At 71.9% G+C, this 17,325-nt stretch carries 12 protein-coding genes and 3 rRNA genes; 3 read left to right on the top strand and 12 right to left on the bottom strand.

Translation table 11 applies throughout. From position 1 onward, the window contains the following. Window positions 1–161 precede the first annotated feature (161 nt). Window positions 162–866: a hypothetical protein gene (locus tag ACWIX3_RS15335; protein ID WP_448608213.1), complete on the top strand. Its 705-nt coding sequence runs from the start codon at window positions 162–164 to the stop codon at window positions 864–866. Between the two features lie 10 nt (window positions 867–876). Here ACWIX3_RS15335 and ACWIX3_RS15330 read toward each other — a convergent pair whose 3' ends face one another. From ACWIX3_RS15330 to ACWIX3_RS15310, 5 genes are all read right to left on the bottom strand, one after another. After that, window positions 877–1,593, bottom strand: coding sequence for a methylase (locus tag ACWIX3_RS15330; RefSeq protein ID WP_448608212.1), 717 nt, complete (start codon window positions 1,591–1,593; stop codon window positions 877–879). A 128-nt stretch (window positions 1,594–1,721) separates the two neighbouring features. Next, a complete protein-coding gene (gene recN, locus ACWIX3_RS15325) occupies window positions 1,722–3,551 on the bottom strand; it encodes a DNA repair protein RecN (RefSeq protein WP_448608211.1) in 1,830 nt (609 codons plus the stop codon). Then, the gene (locus ACWIX3_RS15320) at window positions 3,526–4,560 is read right to left on the bottom strand and encodes an NAD kinase (protein WP_448608210.1); all 1,035 of its coding nucleotides are present in this window, start codon (window positions 4,558–4,560) and stop codon (window positions 3,526–3,528) included. Before ACWIX3_RS15320 ends, recN begins: the two co-directional genes overlap by 26 nt. Before the next feature lie 156 nt (window positions 4,561–4,716). After that, a complete protein-coding gene (locus ACWIX3_RS15315) occupies window positions 4,717–5,514 on the bottom strand; it encodes a TlyA family RNA methyltransferase (protein WP_448608209.1) in 798 nt (265 codons plus the stop codon). Further along, window positions 5,514–5,759, bottom strand: a complete 246-nt coding sequence (locus ACWIX3_RS15310; protein ID WP_448608208.1) for a hypothetical protein — start codon at window positions 5,757–5,759, stop codon at window positions 5,514–5,516. The genes ACWIX3_RS15315 and ACWIX3_RS15310 overlap by 1 nt, the downstream gene beginning before the upstream one ends. Before the next feature lie 299 nt (window positions 5,760–6,058). On the opposite strand from ACWIX3_RS15310, the gene ACWIX3_RS15305 reads away from it, so the two are divergent. After that, a complete protein-coding gene (locus ACWIX3_RS15305; protein WP_448608207.1) occupies window positions 6,059–6,376 on the top strand; it encodes an alkyl sulfatase C-terminal domain-containing protein in 318 nt (105 codons plus the stop codon). 128 nt (window positions 6,377–6,504) lie between these two features. Here ACWIX3_RS15305 and ACWIX3_RS15300 read toward each other — a convergent pair whose 3' ends face one another. Continuing rightward, window positions 6,505–7,575 carry an HAD-IIA family hydrolase gene (locus ACWIX3_RS15300; protein ID WP_448608206.1) on the bottom strand — a complete coding sequence of 357 codons (1,071 nt, stop codon included), beginning with the start codon at window positions 7,573–7,575 and terminating at the stop codon, window positions 6,505–6,507. After that, entirely contained in the window at window positions 7,572–7,967 is a 396-nt protein-coding gene (locus tag ACWIX3_RS15295) for a tetratricopeptide repeat protein (protein WP_448608205.1), read from the bottom strand. Before ACWIX3_RS15295 ends, ACWIX3_RS15300 begins: the two co-directional genes overlap by 4 nt. 108 nt (window positions 7,968–8,075) lie before the next feature. Between ACWIX3_RS15295 and ACWIX3_RS15290 the strand changes: the two genes are divergently transcribed. After that, window positions 8,076–9,356: a DUF1015 domain-containing protein gene (locus tag ACWIX3_RS15290; protein WP_448608204.1), complete on the top strand. Its 1,281-nt coding sequence runs from the start codon at window positions 8,076–8,078 to the stop codon at window positions 9,354–9,356. An 8-nt stretch (window positions 9,357–9,364) separates the two neighbouring features. Here the strand turns inward: ACWIX3_RS15290 and ACWIX3_RS15285 are convergent, their stop codons facing one another. The 5 genes from ACWIX3_RS15285 to ACWIX3_RS15265 form a co-directional block, all read right to left on the bottom strand. Continuing rightward, entirely contained in the window at window positions 9,365–9,721 is a 357-nt protein-coding gene (locus ACWIX3_RS15285) for a single-stranded DNA-binding protein (protein WP_448608203.1), read from the bottom strand. A 100-nt stretch (window positions 9,722–9,821) separates the two neighbouring features. Continuing rightward, window positions 9,822–10,703: a tetratricopeptide repeat protein gene (locus ACWIX3_RS15280; protein ID WP_448608202.1), complete on the bottom strand. Its 882-nt coding sequence runs from the start codon at window positions 10,701–10,703 to the stop codon at window positions 9,822–9,824. Between the two features lie 901 nt (window positions 10,704–11,604). Beyond that, window positions 11,605–11,721 (bottom strand): 5S ribosomal RNA (rrf, locus tag ACWIX3_RS15275). Between the two features lie 139 nt (window positions 11,722–11,860). Further along, window positions 11,861–14,995, bottom strand: a 23S ribosomal RNA gene (locus ACWIX3_RS15270). A 559-nt stretch (window positions 14,996–15,554) separates the two neighbouring features. Next, window positions 15,555–17,078 (bottom strand): 16S ribosomal RNA (locus ACWIX3_RS15265). Together the 16S, 23S and 5S rRNA genes form the textbook arrangement of a ribosomal RNA operon. Between the last annotated feature and the right edge of the window lie 247 nt (window positions 17,079–17,325).

The following is a 17,325-nucleotide window of genomic DNA, read 5'->3' as shown; positions in this document are numbered from 1 at the left end:
TCTCCGGCTGTGCTGAGCCGCTGCCCGCGACCGGTCCCACCGCGGCCGGGAGCCGTCCCCGAGCCGAGCCGAGCCGACCCGTCACCCTCCCGGCCACCCGTCGAACCGGACACGGGACGGCTCGCGCCGCCACCGGCGCGGTTCTGGCACCCTCCCGGACCGTGACCATCCGACGACTGACGGTCGTGTCCTCGGCGGCGGCACTGGTCCTGACGACGTCCGGCTGCGCCTTCCTCGCCGACCTCGCCGAGCCCGACCCGCCGGCCGCACCTTCCACCCCGGCGGCCGCCGCTCTGCCCCCGCTCCCGCCCGAGCCGGTCGGCGTCGCGGCCGCCGCCCTCGCCGACCGGTACGCCGGGCTGGAGTTCACCGGCTCCGTGCGGGTCGCCGTCTCGCCCGTGGACGGGCTGCCCCCGCTCCCGCGGTCCTTCCCCACCGACTGCGCGCTGGCCGACGACGGCTCCGTGCGAGCGACCGCCGTCGACGTCACCTTCGCCGACACGAGCGACGTGGCGATGGCCGCCCTCGGCGCGACCGTCACGCTGACGGCGGCCGACGGCGGCCCGCCCGCGCCCGGCTCGGCCGTCTTCGTCGAGTCCTCGGCCCCCGGTGTCCGCTGGTGTCAGGACGGCACGGTCACGCCGACCGTCGACGGGTTCTCGACCTCCGCACCGGGCGGGACCGAGGCGACGGTCACCGCCTACGTCGTCGCGCCGGCACAGGTGCCCGCCACGGACCTGCTGCTGCGGGTGTCCGGTCTGCGCAACGAGGCCGGCAGCAACGCGGAGGGCCCGTGGGAGCGGGTCACCGTCCGGTCCGGCGGCTGCCCGGACGACCCGACGGCACTGTGCGCGCCGCTGGGCTGACCGCTTCCGCTCAGGCGGGCAGCTGCAGGGCCCGCAGCAGCTGCCCGCCGCGGTCGCCGGGGATGTCCGGGTCCTGCGTGAACAGCGCGACGGCGACCATGTACTCGCCCTCCCCCGCCCAGCCGCGGCCTTCTGCGACCAGCCGGCGGATGTGGTCGCGGACCTTGGGCTCGCTGCTGTACTCGCCGTAGTCCAGCCCCATCGCGAGGAAGTTCGCGACCCGGTAGCCGAGGTCCTCCGCGGTCCGGACAGTCGTCTCCGGATCGGCGTAGCTCGGCACCGCGGTGACGACGGTGCGGTAGCCGGCCTTGAGCAGCTGCAGCACCAGGTCGTTGCCGTACACCCCACCCCACAGCTCCGGCATGAGGATGTCGCGGTCCGGCGCCGGGATGTAGGGCGGGTTGGCGATCACCGTGGCCACCCGCGGCGCGGCCGCGGAGTCCGCGCCGTCGAAGAAGTCGCCGAGCTCCACGGTGTAGCGGTCGGCGACCCCGCGGGCGGCGATGTTCTGCCGCGCCCGCTCGACCGAGGGGGCGCTGATGTCGAAGCTGCGCACCCGGAGTTCCGGCAGGCCGGCCACCACGTCGGCGATGGCGGTGGCGTCGCCGGTCCCGAGCTCGACGACGCCCTCACGCGTCCAGCCCAGCTGCTCGCGGTACTGCTGCAGCAGCATGCAGACACTGAACCCGTAGTGCGCCGACTCGTCGGCGGAGGAGAAGCAGCTCACCGGGCGGCGCCGGTCAGCGGGCGGGAGACGGGAGGCCGCGCAGCTGCGGCGGTGCGACGTCGGTGGGGCACGATCCGGCCCTACCCCACTCGTTCCGCCGTCACTCCTGCCCGCCGCCCCGCCCCCTGCTACGCCGCCGTGCGCGCGGTCGCGGCCACGGCGAGCAGCTCGCGCGCGTGCGCCTGCCCGGTGTCGCTGTCGACGAGACCGGAGAGCATCCGGGCCAGCTCGCGGACCCGGTCCTCGCCGTCGACGGCCCGGATGTCGGTGGCGGTCACGCCCGCACCGGTGTCCGGGGACTTGTCCACCACGAGGTGGGTGTCGGCGAACGCCGCGACCTGGGCCAGGTGGGTGACGACGACGACCTGGTGCCGCCGCGCCAGCCGCGCCAGCCGCCGGCCGATCTCGCCGGCAGCCTGCCCGCCGACCCCGGCGTCGACCTCGTCGAAGACCATCACCGGCACCGGGTCGGCCCCGGCGAAGACCACCTCGATGGCGAGCATCACCCGCGACAGCTCACCGCCGGAGGCGCCCTTGTGCACGGGCCGTGGTGGGGCGCCGGGGTGCGCGGACATGAGCAGCGCCACCTCGTCGATGCCCTCGGGGCCGGGGGTGTCCGGGTCGCTCTCGATCGAGAACGAGACGCGTGCGCTCCTCATGGCCAGGCCGGCCAGCTCGCGGCCCACCTCGGCGGCGAAGCCGTCAGCGGCCGCCCGCCGCCCGGTCGACACCTGCGCGCCGAGGTCGTCGACCTCGGCCCGGGCCGCGTCGCGCGCGGCCTCCAGCGCCTCGAGCGCCTCGTCGGAGACGTCGAGCTCGTCCAGGCGGCGCCGGGCGTCCTCGGCCCAGGTCAGGACGCCGGCCACGCCCTCGCCGACGTCGGCGTACTTGCGCACCAGCGCGGTGATCGCCGCGCGGCGGTCCATCACCTCGGCCAGCCGGGCGGGATCGGCGTCGAGGTCGGCGACGTAGGTGGCGAGCTGCCCGGCGACGTCGGAGACGACCGCGACCGCGTCGTTCAGGTCCTGGGCCAGCATCACCAGCGTGGGGTCGTCGGATGCGGCCAGTGCCCGCTCCGCGATGGCCAGCGCGGCGCTGGCGTCCTGCGGCAGGTCGTCGCCGAGGTCGCCGGTGACGTCGCCGACCAGCGCGGTGCGGGCCTCGTCCGCGGCGGCGCGCAGCGCGTCGGCGTCGCTGAGCCGCCGGGCCTGCGCGTCCAGCTCGTCGTCCTCCCCCGGCTGCGGGCCCACGGCCTCGATCTCCTCCAGCCCGTGCCGGAGGACGTCGGCGGCCTGCGCCAGCTCCCGGGCCTGGTTGCGGCGGCGCCCGAGGTCGCCGGCCAGCTGCCGCCACCGGCCGTACGCCTCGCGGTAGCGGTCCAGCAGCTCCAGGTGCGCGGTGCCCGCGTAGCGGTCCAGGGCCCGGCGCTGCTCGGCCGGGCGGGACAGCCGCAGCTGGTCGCTCTGCCCGTGCACCGCGAGCAGCCCCTCGGCCAGCTCGGCCACCACGCCGACCGGGACGCTCCGGCCGCCGAGGTGGGCACGCGACCGCCCCTCGGCGCTGACCGTGCGGGCCAGGATCAGCGTGCCGTCCTCGTCGGGGTCGGCGCCGGCGTCGGCCGCCCGCTCCCACACCGGGGAGTCGGCGGGCAGCGCCAACCGCCCCTCGACGCCGGCCCGCCCGTTGGCGCGCACCCGGCCGGGGTCGGCCCGGCCACCGAACAGCAGCGTCAGCCCGGTGACGACCATCGTCTTGCCCGCGCCGGTCTCGCCGGTGACCACGGTCAGGCCGTCACCGAGCTCGAGGGTGACGTCGTCGATGGCGCCGAGCCCGCGGATGCGCAGCTCGGTCAGCCGGCCCAGCGGCGTCCCGTCCTCGGCCGCCGCAGGGAGGACCTCCACCGGCTCGGCCGCGCGGGCCGGCCGCCGGGTCTCACGCGTCGTCGTCCGTGCCGCCACCGCGGCCTCCCTCCTCTCCGTCCCCGCGGACGTAGCCGCGGGTCAGCACGTTGCGGTCCGGCGCCATCTCGTGGCCGGGGTCGTGCCGGCGCGCGTCCCGGAAGCCGCGCACCGGCAGGCCGAACTTGGCCACCAGCCGGTCGCCGAACGTGGTGGCGTGCACCCGGGCGATGCGCACCGGCCGGGCGGCCCGGCGGACGTCGACCCGCCCGCCCTCGGGCACCTCCAGCGCCCGGCGCCCGTCGGCGGAGACCCGGGCCCGGTTGCCGTCGGCCGGGATGGCCACGGTGAGCACCGAGTCCGGCGAGGTGACCAGCGGGCGGGAGAACAGCGCGTGCGCGTTCGACGGGACGACCAGCATCGCCTCCACGTCGGGCCACACGACCGGCCCCCCGGCGGAGAAGGCGTAGGCGGTGGACCCGGTGGGCGTGGCGAAGAGGACGCCGTCACAGCCGAAGCTGGTCAGCGGGCGACCGTCGATGGCCACGACCAGGTCGAGCACCCGCGAGCGCTCGGACTTCTCCACCGACGCCTCGTTCAGTGCCCAGGTGCAGCCGACGACGGCGCCGGTGGCGTCGAGGACGTCGACCTCGATGGCCAGCCGCTTCTCCACCGAGTACTCGCACCGCTCGATCGCGGTGAGGGTCTCCTCGACCGCCTCGGGCTCGGTCTCGGCGAGGAAGCCGACCCGGCCGAGGTTGACGCCCATGAGGGCGGCGTTGCTGTAACGGGCGAGCTCGGCGGCGCGCAGGAAGGTGCCGTCGCCGCCGAAGACCATGACGATCTCCGCGCCGCGGGCGGCCTCGGCGTCGGCGGGCACCACGTGGGCGCCCTCGATGCCGAGCGCCTCCGCTTCGTCCTCCAGCAGCCGGACGGTGATGCCGCCCTTGGCCAGGCGGGCGGCGGAGCTGCGGGCGAGCTCGACGATGTCCTGACGGCCGGTGTGCACGGCGAGCAGCACGTGCCGTCCGCCGCTGGGTGCCCAGACGGTGGGGCTGACCTCTGTCACGCTTCCTCCTCGCCTGCGCTCGTCAGTCGTGTGCCAGGCAGTGCTGTGTCCCTGTGCGACCTCGCAAGCTCTGTCACTGGTCCTCCTCGGGGGCGGGGGCCGGCGGGGTACCGACGCTTCCGCGGTGCTCGCCGGCCGACGGGTCGTGGGTACCCGTCATGACGGGCCCTGCTCCACGGCGCGGCGCACGTCGTCCTCCTGCGGCGGCCCGGCGTCCCGGCGCAGCCAGAGGAAGAACTCGACGTTGCCGGCCGGCCCGGGCAGCGGGCTGGCGACGACGCCCGCCGTCCCCCAGCCCAGCTCGGTGGCCGCCCGCGCCACCGTCAGGACGGCGTCCTGCCGGTGCGCCGGGTCGCGCACCACGCCGCCGGCGCCGAGGCGCTCGCGGCCGACCTCGAACTGCGGCTTGACCATGGGCAGCAGGTCGGCTCCGGCGGTGGCGCACGCGGTGAGGGCCGGCAGCACCAGGCGCAGGGAGATGAACGACAGGTCGGCGACGACGAGGTCCACCGGGCCGTCGACCTGCTCGGGCGTGAGCGTGCGGACGTTGGTGCGCTCGAGCACCCGCACCCGCTCGTCGGTCCGCAGCGACCAGGCCAGCTCCCCGTAGCCGACGTCGACCGCCACGACCTCCCGGGCGCCGCGGCGGAGCAGCACCTCGGTGAAGCCGCCGGTGGACGCGCCGGCGTCCAGCGCCCGGCGGCCCTCGACGGGGACGGGGAAGGCCTCCAGGGCGCCGAGCAGTTTGTGCGCTCCGCGGGAGACCCAGGTCGGCTCGTCGGGATCGGTGCGGACGACGACGGGCGTGTTGGCGTCGATCCCGGTGGCGGGCTTGGTGGCGGCCCGCCCCGAGACGGCGACCCGCCCCTCGGCGATGAGTGCGACGGCGTGCTCCCGGGAGCGGGCCAGCCCCCGCCGCACGAGCTCCGCGTCGAGCCGGCTGCGGCGGACCATCAGAGCTGGTCGATCGTGCCGAGCTCGCGCTGCAGCCGGGCGTGCTCGGCCTCGAAGACGGCGACGTGCTCGGCCACCGGCCGCCGGTCGAGGTCGGCGAAGGTCGCACCCCCGCCCGTGCCCCGCCCCTCGGTCGGCACGGCCTGGGCCGGCAGGCCCTCGGTCGGCACCGCCCCGGCCGGCAGGCCCTCGGTCGGCACCGCCCCGGCCGCCAGGCCCTCGGTCGGCACCGCCCCGGTCGGCACCGCCCCGGTCCCGACCGGCGCCGGACCGCCCCACGGGCCGGGCCGGGGCGGCCCCGGGACCGGTCGCGGTCGCGTCGGGTCGGTCATCGCTGGCCTCTCGGGTGGACGGGCACGGCACGGGTGGGCGCCGGCAGGGCCTCGGGGACCGGCGTCCCGGGCGCGGCCCGGTGCTGTTGCCCCGGCCCGCGAGGGTACCGGCCCGGGGTGACGCGCACGGGTCGCCGGCGGGCGCTAGCGTTCGGCCGCCCGGTCCCCGAACCCGATGGAGGCGTGCCCGCGTGGCCACGATGGAGCAGTGCATGACCGCCCTCGAGGGGATCCTCGGCGACCTCGCGGCCAAGCCGGCGGCCCAGGGCCTCGACCGCAGCCTGTCCTGCCGGCTGACCGACCTGGGGCAGGTCGTCCGCGGCCGGCTGGCCCGGGGATCGGTGCGCGAGCTGCGGGCCGAGGCCGACGGCCAGGCGCTGGAGAAGGCCGACATCCGGCTCACCATGACCAGTGACGACCTGGTCGCCCTGACCGAGGGCCGGCTCTCGTTCGGCCCGGCCTGGGCGTCGGGGCGGGTCAAGCTGGAGGCCGGCCTGCGGGACATGCTCCGGCTGCGCTCCCTCCTCTGAGGAAGGACCCCGTCCCCCCCACCCCTCCCGAGCTCAGGGTGGGACCCGGGACCGGGCCGCCTGCCCCCTGCCGCTCGCAGGCTCCCGGCGGGTTCCTGCGGGAGGGCCGTGCGGCTCACCGGGCCACCTCAGGACAGCAGGCCCCACTGCCGCAGCGCACCGGCCGCGACCTCGTCCGCCGCCCCCACCCGCGGCGGTGCGGCGGCCTCCGGGTGCCGTGTCCAGTGCGCGACGCACAGCGCACGCAGCCCGTCGAGCCCGTCGGGGCTCGCGAGCGCCCCGGTGGCGTCCCGCCCCAGCCGCAGGGCACCGTCGAGGGACCGGACCGTCCACTCCCCGCAGCGCCATCCCCCGTCCTCGGCGACGACCGCCGGATGGGTGCTGAGCAGGCCGGCGGCGTCGGGCGCGAGCAGGTCGGGTCGCCGGTCCGGCCCGGCGGCCAGCAGCGTCGCCGGGTCGGTGACGCCGGTGAGCACCAGCAGCGTCGCCGCACCGGCCCGCCGCCCGCCCTCGACGTCGGTGTCGAGCCGGTCCCCCACGACCAGCGGCCGTCGTGCCCGCGTGCGGCGGACGCACTCGGCGTGCATGGCGGGGTCCGGCTTGCCGGTCACCAGCGGAGGCCGGCCGGTCACGGCACTCACCACGCCCACCAGCGCACCGTTGCCGGGCAGCAGGCCGCGCGGCGACGGGATGGTGGCGTCGGCGTTGGTGGCGACGTGCTCAGCGCCGTTGCGGACCGCCACCACGGCCTCGGCCAACTGGGTCCACCCGACGTCGCGGCCGTAGCCCTGCACCACCGCGAGCGGCTCGTCCTCGGCGCGGGCCACCACGGTCAGTCCCGCGGCCTCGAGCGCGGCTGCGACGCCCGGTCCGCCGACCGGAAGCACCCGTGCTCCGGGGCCGAGCCGCTGCGCGACGACCGTGGCCGCCGCCTGTGAGCTGGTGATCACCTCGGAGGCGCTCGCCGGGACGTCGAGGGCGGTGAGGTGGCCGGCGACCTCCTCCGGCGTGCGGGAGGCGTTGTTGGTGACGAAGCCCAGCCGCATGCCCGCCGTCCGCACCGCGGCCAGCGCCTCGGGCACGCCGGGCACGGCCTCGGGGCCGACGTAGACGACGCCGTCGAGGTCGAGCAGCGCGACGTCGTACTCCCGGTACGGCTCGGCCGCGCCGGCGGACAGCGGGACCAGCGGACCGCTCACGAGGTCCCCCCGCTGCGTCGAGCCCGCACCCCGCGCAGCGCCCGGGAGTAGTGGCCGAGGTCGGGCCGCATCGCCACGGCGAGGGCCAGGTGCTCGGCCGCCAGCTCCAGGTCGCCCGCGCGGCTGGCCGCCAGGCCCAGGCCGAACTGCGCGTAGTCGTCGGCCGGGTTGCGGACGGTCAGCTCGCGGAACGTCCCCACCGCCTCGGTGTAGCGGCCGGCGTCGTACTGGGCACGCGCCAGGGCCTCCAGCAGGCTGCGCGAACCCGGTTCGGCCTCGGCGGCGCGCGCCAGGATCGTCGCGGCCGCCGCCGGGTCACGGTTGGCCAGCAGCTGCAGCCCTCGCTGGTACCAGTCGTAGACGTCGCCGTCGGGCACCCCCGCCTCGGACACCGTCGCTCCCTCGGTCCGGGTGCCGCCGGACGGTGTCGGGATCGCCGGCCCTGCCCCGCAGCCCGCAATCCGCACCCACCGGAGCGCACCGCTCCTACGATTCCCGTCGTGCTCACGTCGTCGGCGGACTCCGCGCACCCGGCAGCTGCGACGGGACTCGAGGTCCGACCCTTCCGCGCCCTCACCTATCGGCGACGAGAACCCCACCACCTCGCCCGGGTGAGCTCGCCAGCCTACGACCTGGTGACCCCGGAGGGCCGGGACCGCCTGGCCGCGGCCGATCCGCACAACATCGTGCGCCTGATCCTCCCCCGCGTCGCGTCCGGTCCCGACGGCGCCGACGCGCTGCACCGCTCGGTCGCCGAGGCCGCCGGGACGCTGGGCGCGTGGCAGAGCGCTGGTGTGCTCGAGCGCGACCCCGGCCCGGCGCTGTGGGTCTACGCCCTGCGTCCCGCGGACGGCGCCCCCGAGACGGTCGGCTGGCTGGCCGCGGTGGGGTTGCCCCCGGCCGGCTCCCGCGCCGTCCTGCCGCACGAGGACACCTTCCCCGGCGCCGTGGAGGGACGCCGCGCCCTGCTCGCGGCCACCGCGACCGATCTGGAGCCCATCGTGCTCGCGCACGATCCGCACCCGGACATCCCGGCGCTGACCGCCGCGGCCCAGGACGGCGCCCCGACCCTCGAGGTGACCGACGCCGACGGCGTCCGGCACGCCCTGTGGCGGGTCGCCGACCCGGCACTCACCGGGGCGGTCACCGCCGCGCTCGCCGACACCGGTGCGGTCATCGCCGACGGGCACCACCGGTTCGCCGCTGCGCGAGCGCACGGGGCGACCGCCATCCTGGCGCTGGTCACCCCCATGGGTCCCGGCGGGCTGCGAGTGCAGCCGATCCACCGGGTGGTGCCCGACCTGGCCCTCGACGAGGCGATCGCCGCGGCCGCATCCGGCTTCCGGGTCACCGAGCTGACCGGGGCTACCGGCAGCCCCACGGGGGCTGTCCGTCGCTGGATCGCCGACCCCGGGGAGTCGGGTCTGCTCGTCAGCGACGGCTTGCGGCTGGTGCGGCTGGACTCCCCGTCCGAGGAGGTCCTCGACGCCGTCCCCGCGGAGGCGCCCGCGGCGTGGCGTGGTCTGGACGTCGTGCTCGCCCACCACGGCCTGGTGCAGCGGCTGTGGGGCCGCGACGACGAGGACGTGCTGATCGCGCACCGCCTCGAAGAGGCGATGGACGGCGCGCGGAGCCGTTCCGGCGTGGCCGTTCTGCTGCGGGCGCCCTCGCCGGCCGACGTGGCCGCCGTGGCCCGGGCGAACGCCCGCATGCCGCAGAAGTCGACGTTGTTCGTGCCCAAGCCGCGGACCGGCCTGGTGCTGCGACCGCACGGGGACTGACCGGCTGCTCAGGCGGTGCGGGCGTCGGGCCCCGCCGACCGCGGCACCTTGCGCCCGCGCCGGCAGTTGACCTCCGTCACCGACGCGGTGCCGGTGGCCGTCCGCCAGAACCGTCGCTGCAGCGCACCCTCGACCTCGACGACGTCGCCGGCCTGCCACGCGGTGATGCGCCGCTGCAGCCTGCGGTCGTAGGTGATGCACGGCAGCGTGTCCGTCGACTGCCCCCTGGCCCGCGGCTCGGGCCGGCGCACCACCAGCCGGAAGCTGACCAGCGTGTCGCCGCTGGGCAGGATCCTCACCTCGGCGGGGGCGGACAGCTTCCCGCGGAGCACCACGTCGTTCCGGTCGATCACAGCCACGCTCATGAACGGCAGCCTCGCCGCCCGCTCCCGGCCCGCCCACGCCTGCCGGCGGTCTGTGGACCGGCTGGGCCGGTGTGGACGACGCCGCTGCGTCTGTCGGTGGTCAGTGCTCGGCGTCGTCCTCGGGGCCGTCGGTCTCGCCCAGCAACTCGGCGACCTCGGCCTCGACGTCCTCGTCGAAGTCGTAGTCGTCGGCCACGGCGCCGCCGTGGTCGTCCGCATCGTCGACGGCCGCGTCCGCCGCTCCGGGGTCTCCGGGTCCGGACACCGCCGGGACGGGCTCCTCGTCCGCGTCCGGCGCCGCGTCGGCCAGGGGCAGCTCCTCCTCGGAGAACTCGACGTCGGTCTCCTCCGGTGCGTGCGCCGCCACCGCGGCGTGCCACTGCTCGGCGGCCGAGGTCTCCCCGGCCGCCTCGAGGAGATCGGCGTACGCGGTCGCGAGCCGCAGCACCGTGGGGTCGGTCAGGTCCACCGAGTCCGATCGCGGGGACCCGCCGAGGGCGCCCTCGAGGACGAGCCGGGCCGCGGGGAGCTCACCGAGGTCCTGCCGCGCCCCCGCCTCGACCAGGCGGAGCTCGGCGGTCTCCTCGGCGTCGGGCCGCTCGGCCAGCGCCTCACGGACCAGCCGGAGTGCGACCTCGGAGCGCCCCAGGGCCCGCTCGCAGTCGGCGAGCACCGCCCGGTAGCCCGGGTCACCGGTCATCCGGCGGTAGGCGCGCAGCTCTCGGGCGGCCTCGGCGTAGTCGCCGGCGTGGTAGGCGGCCACGCCCACGGCCTCGCGGACGACGGCGATGCGCGACGCCCGGTCGCGTGCCGCCCGTGCGTGGGCGAGCGCCTCCTCGGGCTGGTCGTCCACGAGCGTGCCCGCGACGACCAGATGGCCGGCCACCCTCTGCGCGTTGCGCGGGTCCAGTCCGCGCAGTGCCGCCCGGACCGACCGGTCCAGGTCGCGCGGGTCGGCCCACTCGGGGATCTCCGGGCCCACGGGCGCGGGCGGCGTCCGGTCCCCACCTCGAGGGGGCCGCGGAGCGCGTTCCGGACGGCCACGGCGGTCGTCGCCGGGACGGCGGTCGCGCCAGTCGCTCCGCTGTCCACCCGGGCGGCCCTCCCGGTGCTGCCACTCGCCGCGCGGGCTCCCGGGACGCTGCGGGCGCCCCTCGTGCCGGTCCGCGCCGGGTCCGTCGGTGCGAGCTGCGCGCGGCCGGTCGCGCCACCCACTGCGGGGGGCCTGGTCCCGATCGGCGACCGGCCGACGGTCCGGCCGGTCGCCGCGCGCCGGGCGCTCCCGCTCCGTCCGCCGGTCGGGACGACCGGGTCGGTCGTCTCCGCTCCGCTCGCCCTGAGGACGGCGGTCCCGCCAGTCGGTGCGGCCCCCGGTGGGGCGGTCACCCGGCGGTCGCCGGTCCTGCCACTCACGACGAGGGCCGCCGGCTCCGCTGCCACCCTCGCGCTGCGGACGACGGTCGCGCCAGTCGGAGCGCCCGGGGCGCTCCGCCCGGTCGCTCTCCCCCTGGGGACGGCGCTGCGGCCGCTCACCCTGGGCACGACGCTCCTGCCAGCCGCTCCGGTCGTCCTCGGACCGCCCACCGGTGGGACGCCGCCCCTGCCAGGATCCCTGGCCGCCGCGACCAGCTCCCGCACCGCGCGGAGCGGCGCCCCGCCCCTGCGGACGGCCCTGCCCGGAGCCGCCACGGCCCCCTCGGGGGCCCTGCCCGCCGGTACCGCCGGCGCCTCGTCGCGGTGAAGTCATGAGCGTGTGCGTACCTCAGGAGTGCGTGCAGCACGCGTGGGTGCCACGAGAAGTGTGGGGAAACGACAGGACGGGGGTCCGGACATGACAGAACGGGGGTCGGAGCACGTGGCTCCGACCCCCGTTCGGGACGGTTGTCCGGCGGCGTCCTACTCTCCCACCCCGTCTCCAGGGCAGTACCATCGGCGCTGAGAGGCTTAGCTTCCGGGTTCGGAATGGAACCGGGCGTTTCCCTCTCGCCATGGCCGCCGTAACACTGCGAACTTCCCGACCCCGGGGCGCCCCGCGGATGCGGGGTGGGGTTGGTGCGTTCAGAACCGCACAGTGGACGCGTGACATCTGCTTCTGGGCACGACCGGCCCCCGAACAGCGGTGGGGGGTGGTGTAGTCGTGTGGTCAAGCCCTCGGCCTGTTAGTACCGGTCAGCTCCACACCTTGCGGTGCTTCCACTTCCGGCCTATCAACCCGCTGGTCTGGGCGGGGGCCTTACCCGGTTGATCCGGTGAGAGACCTCATCTTGAAGCGAGCTTCCCGCTTAGATGCTTTCAGCGGTTATCCCTGCCGAACGTAGCCAACCAGCAGTGCACCTGGCGGTACAACTGGCACACCAGAGGTTCGTCCGTCCCGGTCCTCTCGTACTAGGGACAGCTCTTCGCAAGTCTCTTACGCGCACGGCGGATAGGGACCGAACTGTCTCACGACGTTCTAAACCCAGCTCGCGTACCGCTTTAATGGGCGAACAGCCCAACCCTTGGGACCTACTCCAGCCCCAGGATGCGACGAGCCGACATCGAGGTGCCAAACCATCCCGTCGATATGGACTCTTGGGGAAGATCAGCCTGTTATCCCCGGGGTACCTTTTATCCGTTGAGCGACACCGCTTCCACATGCCGGTGCCGGGTCACTAGTCCCAGCTTTCGCTCCTGCTCGACCCGTCGGTCTCACAGTCAAGCTCCCTTGTGCACTTGCACTCGACACCTGATTGCCAACCAGGCTGAGGGAACCTTTGGGCGCCTCCGTTACATTTTGGGAGGCAACCGCCCCAGTTAAACTACCCACCTGACACTGTTCCTGATCCGGATCACGGACCGAGGTTAGACATCCAATTCGACCAGAGTGGTATTTCAACGGCGACTCCATCCACACTGGCGTGCGGACTTCACAGTCTCCCACCTATCCTACACAAGCCGAACCGAACACCAATATCAAGCTGTAGTGAAGGTCCCGGGGTCTTTCCGTCCTGCCGCGCGTAACGAGCATCTTTACTCGTAGTGCAATTTCGCCGAGCCTGTGGTTGAGACAGCTGAGAAGTCGTTACGCCATTCGTGCAGGTCGGAACTTACCCGACAAGGAATTTCGCTACCTTAGGATGGTTATAGTTACCACCGCCGTTTACTGGCGCTTGAGTTCTGAGCTTCGCACACGAACGTGCACTAACCCGTCCCCTTAACGTTCCAGCACCGGGCAGGCGTCAGTCCGTATACATCGTCTTACGACTTCGCACGGACCTGTGTTTTTAGTAAACAGTCGCTTCTCACTGGTCTCTGCGGCCGCCCACCGCTGCCGCACGCTAGGTGCTTGACGGTCAACGGCCCCCCTTCTCCCGAAGTTACGGGGGCATTTTGCCGAGTTCCTTAACCACAGTTCGCTCGATCGCCTCGGTATTCTCTACCTGACCACCTGAGTTGGTTTGGGGTACGGGCCGCTCGGAACTCGCTAGAGGCTTTTCTCGGCAGCATAGGATCATCCCATTCACCGCAATCGGCTATGCGTCAGGCCTCACCCACGTGTGGAACGGATTTACCTGCTCCACGGGCCACACCCTTGCACCGGTACTACCACTCACCGGTAGGACTACCTTCCTGCGTCACCCCATCGCTTGCCTACTACCAGTCCGGGCCCCCAGCTCCACCGCCGGGCCCACAAGTGGGCCCACCGGCTTCGGTGGGTTAGCATCGCTGGGTTCGGCATGGGCGTTCCTTCGCGGGTACGGGAATATCAACCCGTTGTCCATCGACTACGCCTGTCGGCCTCGCCTTAGGTCCCGACTCACCCTGGGCGGATTAGCCTGGCCCAGGAACCCTTGGTCTTCCGGCGGGGGAGGTTCTCACTCCCCTCTCGCTACTCATGCCTGCATTCTCACTCGCGTGGCGTCCACGGCTGGATTCCTCCGCCGCTTCACCCGCCACACGACGCTCCCCTACCCACCCCGCCACCTGGCCGGCACCCGAGGGTGCCGACGGGCGAACGGCGGAGTGCCACGGCTTCGGCGGTGTGCTTGAGCCCCGCTACATTGTCGGCGCGGAACCACTTGACCAGTGAGCTATTACGCACTCTTTCAAGGATGGCTGCTTCTAAGCCAACCTCCTGGTTGTCTCTGCGATCCCACATCCTTTTCCACTTAGCACACGCTTAGGGGCCTTAGCCGATGATCTGGGCTGTTTCCCTCTCGACTACGAACCTTATCGCCCGCAGTCTCACTGCCGCGCTCTCACTTACCGGCATTCGGAGTTTGGTTGACGTCAGTAACCTTGTGGGGCCCATCGGCCATCCAGTGCTCTACCTCCGGCAAGAAACACGCGACGCTGCACCTAAATGCATTTCGGGGAGAACCAGCTATCACCGAGTTTGATTGGCCTTTCACCCCTACCCACAGCTCATCCCCCAGGTTTTCAACCCTGGTGGGTTCGGTCCTCCACGCGGTCTTACCCGCGCTTCAACCTGGCCATGGGTAGATCACTCGGCTTCGGGTCTAGAGCACGCGACTCACACGCCCTGTTCGGACTCGCTTTCGCTACGGCTACCCCTCACGGGTTAACCTCGCCACGTACCACTAACTCGCAGGCTCATTCTTCAAAAGGCACGCAATCACCGCCGCACCCCGAAGGTGCGCTTGCACGGCTCTCACGGCTTGTAGGCACACGGTTTCAGGTACTATTTCACTCCCCTCCCGGGGTACTTTTCACCTTTCCCTCACGGTACTCGTCCGCTATCGGTCACCAGGGAGTATTCAGGCTTAGCGGGTGGTCCCGCCGGATTCACACCGAATTTCACGGGCTCGGTGCTACTTGGGAAACACGTTCGGGAGGTGCAGCGTTTTCGTGTACGGGGCTCTCACCCTCTACGGCGACCCCTTCCAGAGGCCTTCCACTAACGACAGCACTTTCTCACTCCCTCGCCAGCCGGCAGACTGGCGCGAACGGTCCCACGACCCCGCTTCCACAACCCCTGCCGGGTATCACATGGAAACGGTTTAGCCTCATCCGCTTTCGCTCGCCACTACTCACGGAATCACGGTTGTTTTCTCTTCCTGTGGGTACTGAGATGTTTCACTTCCCCACGTTCCCTCCACACGCCCTATGTGTTCAGGCGCGGGTCACACCACATGACTGGTGCGGGGTTCCCCCATTCGGACATCCTCGGATCAACGCTCGGTTGGCAGCTCCCCGAGGCTTATCGCAGCCTCCTACGTCCTTCATCGGCTCCTGGTGCCCAGGCATCCACCGTGTGCCCTTAACAACTTGGCCACACCACTACAACACACCCCACGCACACCCCGACCCCCACCGGCCGCTCCACTCCTCCACGCGGGAAGAACGAAACGACCACGGCAGAAGACCTGCGGATGTCACGCGGGCCTGCAATCAAAGAAGATGCTCGCGTCCACTGTGCAGTTCTCAACGACCAACCGGCCACCACCCGGTGCTGCGCCCCGCCGAACCCCACCCCACCCCCGCGAACAACGCAGGAGCGACGGCGAGTGGTACGAGGACCCGGGCGGCCCCGACCGAGACAACACACCCCCACCCGGCGCACCGCGCCGGCCTCCGGGGGTCCGCTCCCTCAGGACCCAACAGCGTGCCTACGACCCCGCACCCGCCACCGACCCCGTTCCCCGCACACCCCACCAGGAGGCATGCCGTACTAGGAGCCGGCAACAAGCCGGCGGCCGAACTGGTCAGCGTTCCACCCTCGAGCACCACCCCAGCAACCCGCGACCGCTCCGACCGGAGCGACCATCCCGTGCTGAGCGCGGCTCTGCACCACCGGCCCCGATCCGGGACCCGGCGGCGAGATGCTCCTTAGAAAGGAGGTGATCCAGCCGCACCTTCCGGTACGGCTACCTTGTTACGACTTCGTCCCAATCGCCGATCCCGCCTTCGACGGCTCCCTCCCACCAGGGGTTGGGCCACCGGCTTCGGGCGTTACCGACTTTCGTGACGTGACGGGCGGTGTGTACAAGGCCCGGGAACGTATTCACCGCAGCGTTGCTGATCTGCGATTACTAGCGACTCCAACTTCATGGGGTCGAGTTGCAGACCCCAATCCGAACTGAGACCGGCTTTTTGGGATTCGCTCCACCTCGCGGTATCGCAGCCCTTTGTACCGGCCATTGTAGCATGTTTGCAGCCCTAGACATAAGGGGCATGATGATTTGACGTCATCCCCACCTTCCTCCGAGTTGACCCCGGCAGTCTCCCATGAGTCCCCACCACTACGTGCTGGCAACATGGAACGAGGGTTGCGCTCGTTGCGGGACTTAACCCAACATCTCACGACACGAGCTGACGACAACCATGCACCACCTGTGCACGACGCCAAAGGCACCCCGCATCTCTGCGAGATTTCCGTGCATGTCAAGCCTAGGTAAGGTTCTTCGCGTTGCATCGAATTAAGCAACATGCTCCGCCGCTTGTGCGGGCCCCCGTCAATTCCTTTGAGTTTTAGCCTTGCGGCCGTACTCCCCAGGCGGGGCGCTTAATGCGTTAGCTGCGGCACGGAGACCGTGGAATGGCCCCCACACCTAGCGCCCAACGTTTACGGCGTGGACTACCAGGGTATCTAATCCTGTTCGCTCCCCACGCTTTCGCTCCTCAGCGTCAGTTGTTGCCCAGAGACCCGCCTTCGCCACCGGTGTTCCTCCTGATATCTGCGCATTTCACCGCTACACCAGGAATTCCAGTCTCCCCTGCAACACTCAAGTCTGCCCGTATCGACTGCAGGCCCGGAGTTGAGCTCCGGGTTTTCACAGCCGACGCGACAAACCGCCTACGAGCTCTTTACGCCCAATAATTCCGGACAACGCTTGCACCCTACGTATTACCGCGGCTGCTGGCACGTAGTTGGCCGGTGCTTCTTCTGCAGGTACCGTCACCTCACGGCTTCGTCCCTGCTGAAAGAGGTTTACAACCCGAAGGCCGTCATCCCCCACGCGGCGTCGCTGCGTCAGGCTTCCGCCCATTGCGCAATATTCCCCACTGCTGCCTCCCGTAGGAGTCTGGGCCGTGTCTCAGTCCCAGTGTGGCCGGTCACCCTCTCAGGCCGGCTACCCGTCGTCGCCTTGGTAGGCCACTACCCCACCAACAAGCTGATAGGCCGCGGGCCCATCCCCAGCCGGAAACCCTTTCCACCACCAGACCATGCGGTCAGCGGTCATATCCGGTATTAGCCCCAATTTCTTGGAGTTATCCCAGAGCCGGAGGCAGGTTGCCCACGTGTTACTCACCCGTTCGCCACTGATCCCCATCCGAAGACGGTTCACCGTTCGACTTGCATGTGTTAAGCACGCCGCCAGCGTTCGTCCTGAGCCAGGATCAAACTCTCCGTAGATGCTTGACATCCCGGCCTGACAGACCAAGAGCTGACACTCTCGTACATCCATCAACCCAAAGAAACCCACAAAAAAGGGGTTGTTACTTGGCACTGACTTTCGGCACGCTGTTGAGTTCTCAAGGAGCGGACGCTCGCGACACCCGGCCGGGTGGGCCTTCGATCGCGGCGGCTGTTCCACGTTACGCCGCTCTGCGTGTCCGTCAAGCGGCGGGTCCAGGACCCGGGCTCGGCGCTCGGAGCGGCG

The organism is Geodermatophilus sp. URMC 60 (genome assembly GCF_053502585.1).
Note: the sequence above shows the minus strand (reverse complement) of the source record. Positions and strands in the feature narration are given on the sequence as shown.

Coding starts and splice junctions, on each gene's coding strand:
- ACWIX3_RS15315 (WP_448608209.1), bottom strand. CDS start 5,514: ATGGTCCGCCGCAGCCGGCTCGACGCGGAGCTCGTGCGGCGGGGGCTG.
- ACWIX3_RS15305 (WP_448608207.1), top strand. CDS start 6,059: ATGACCGCCCTCGAGGGGATCCTCGGCGACCTCGCGGCCAAGCCGGCG.
- ACWIX3_RS15285 (WP_448608203.1), bottom strand. CDS start 9,721: ATGAGCGTGGCTGTGATCGACCGGAACGACGTGGTGCTCCGCGGGAAG.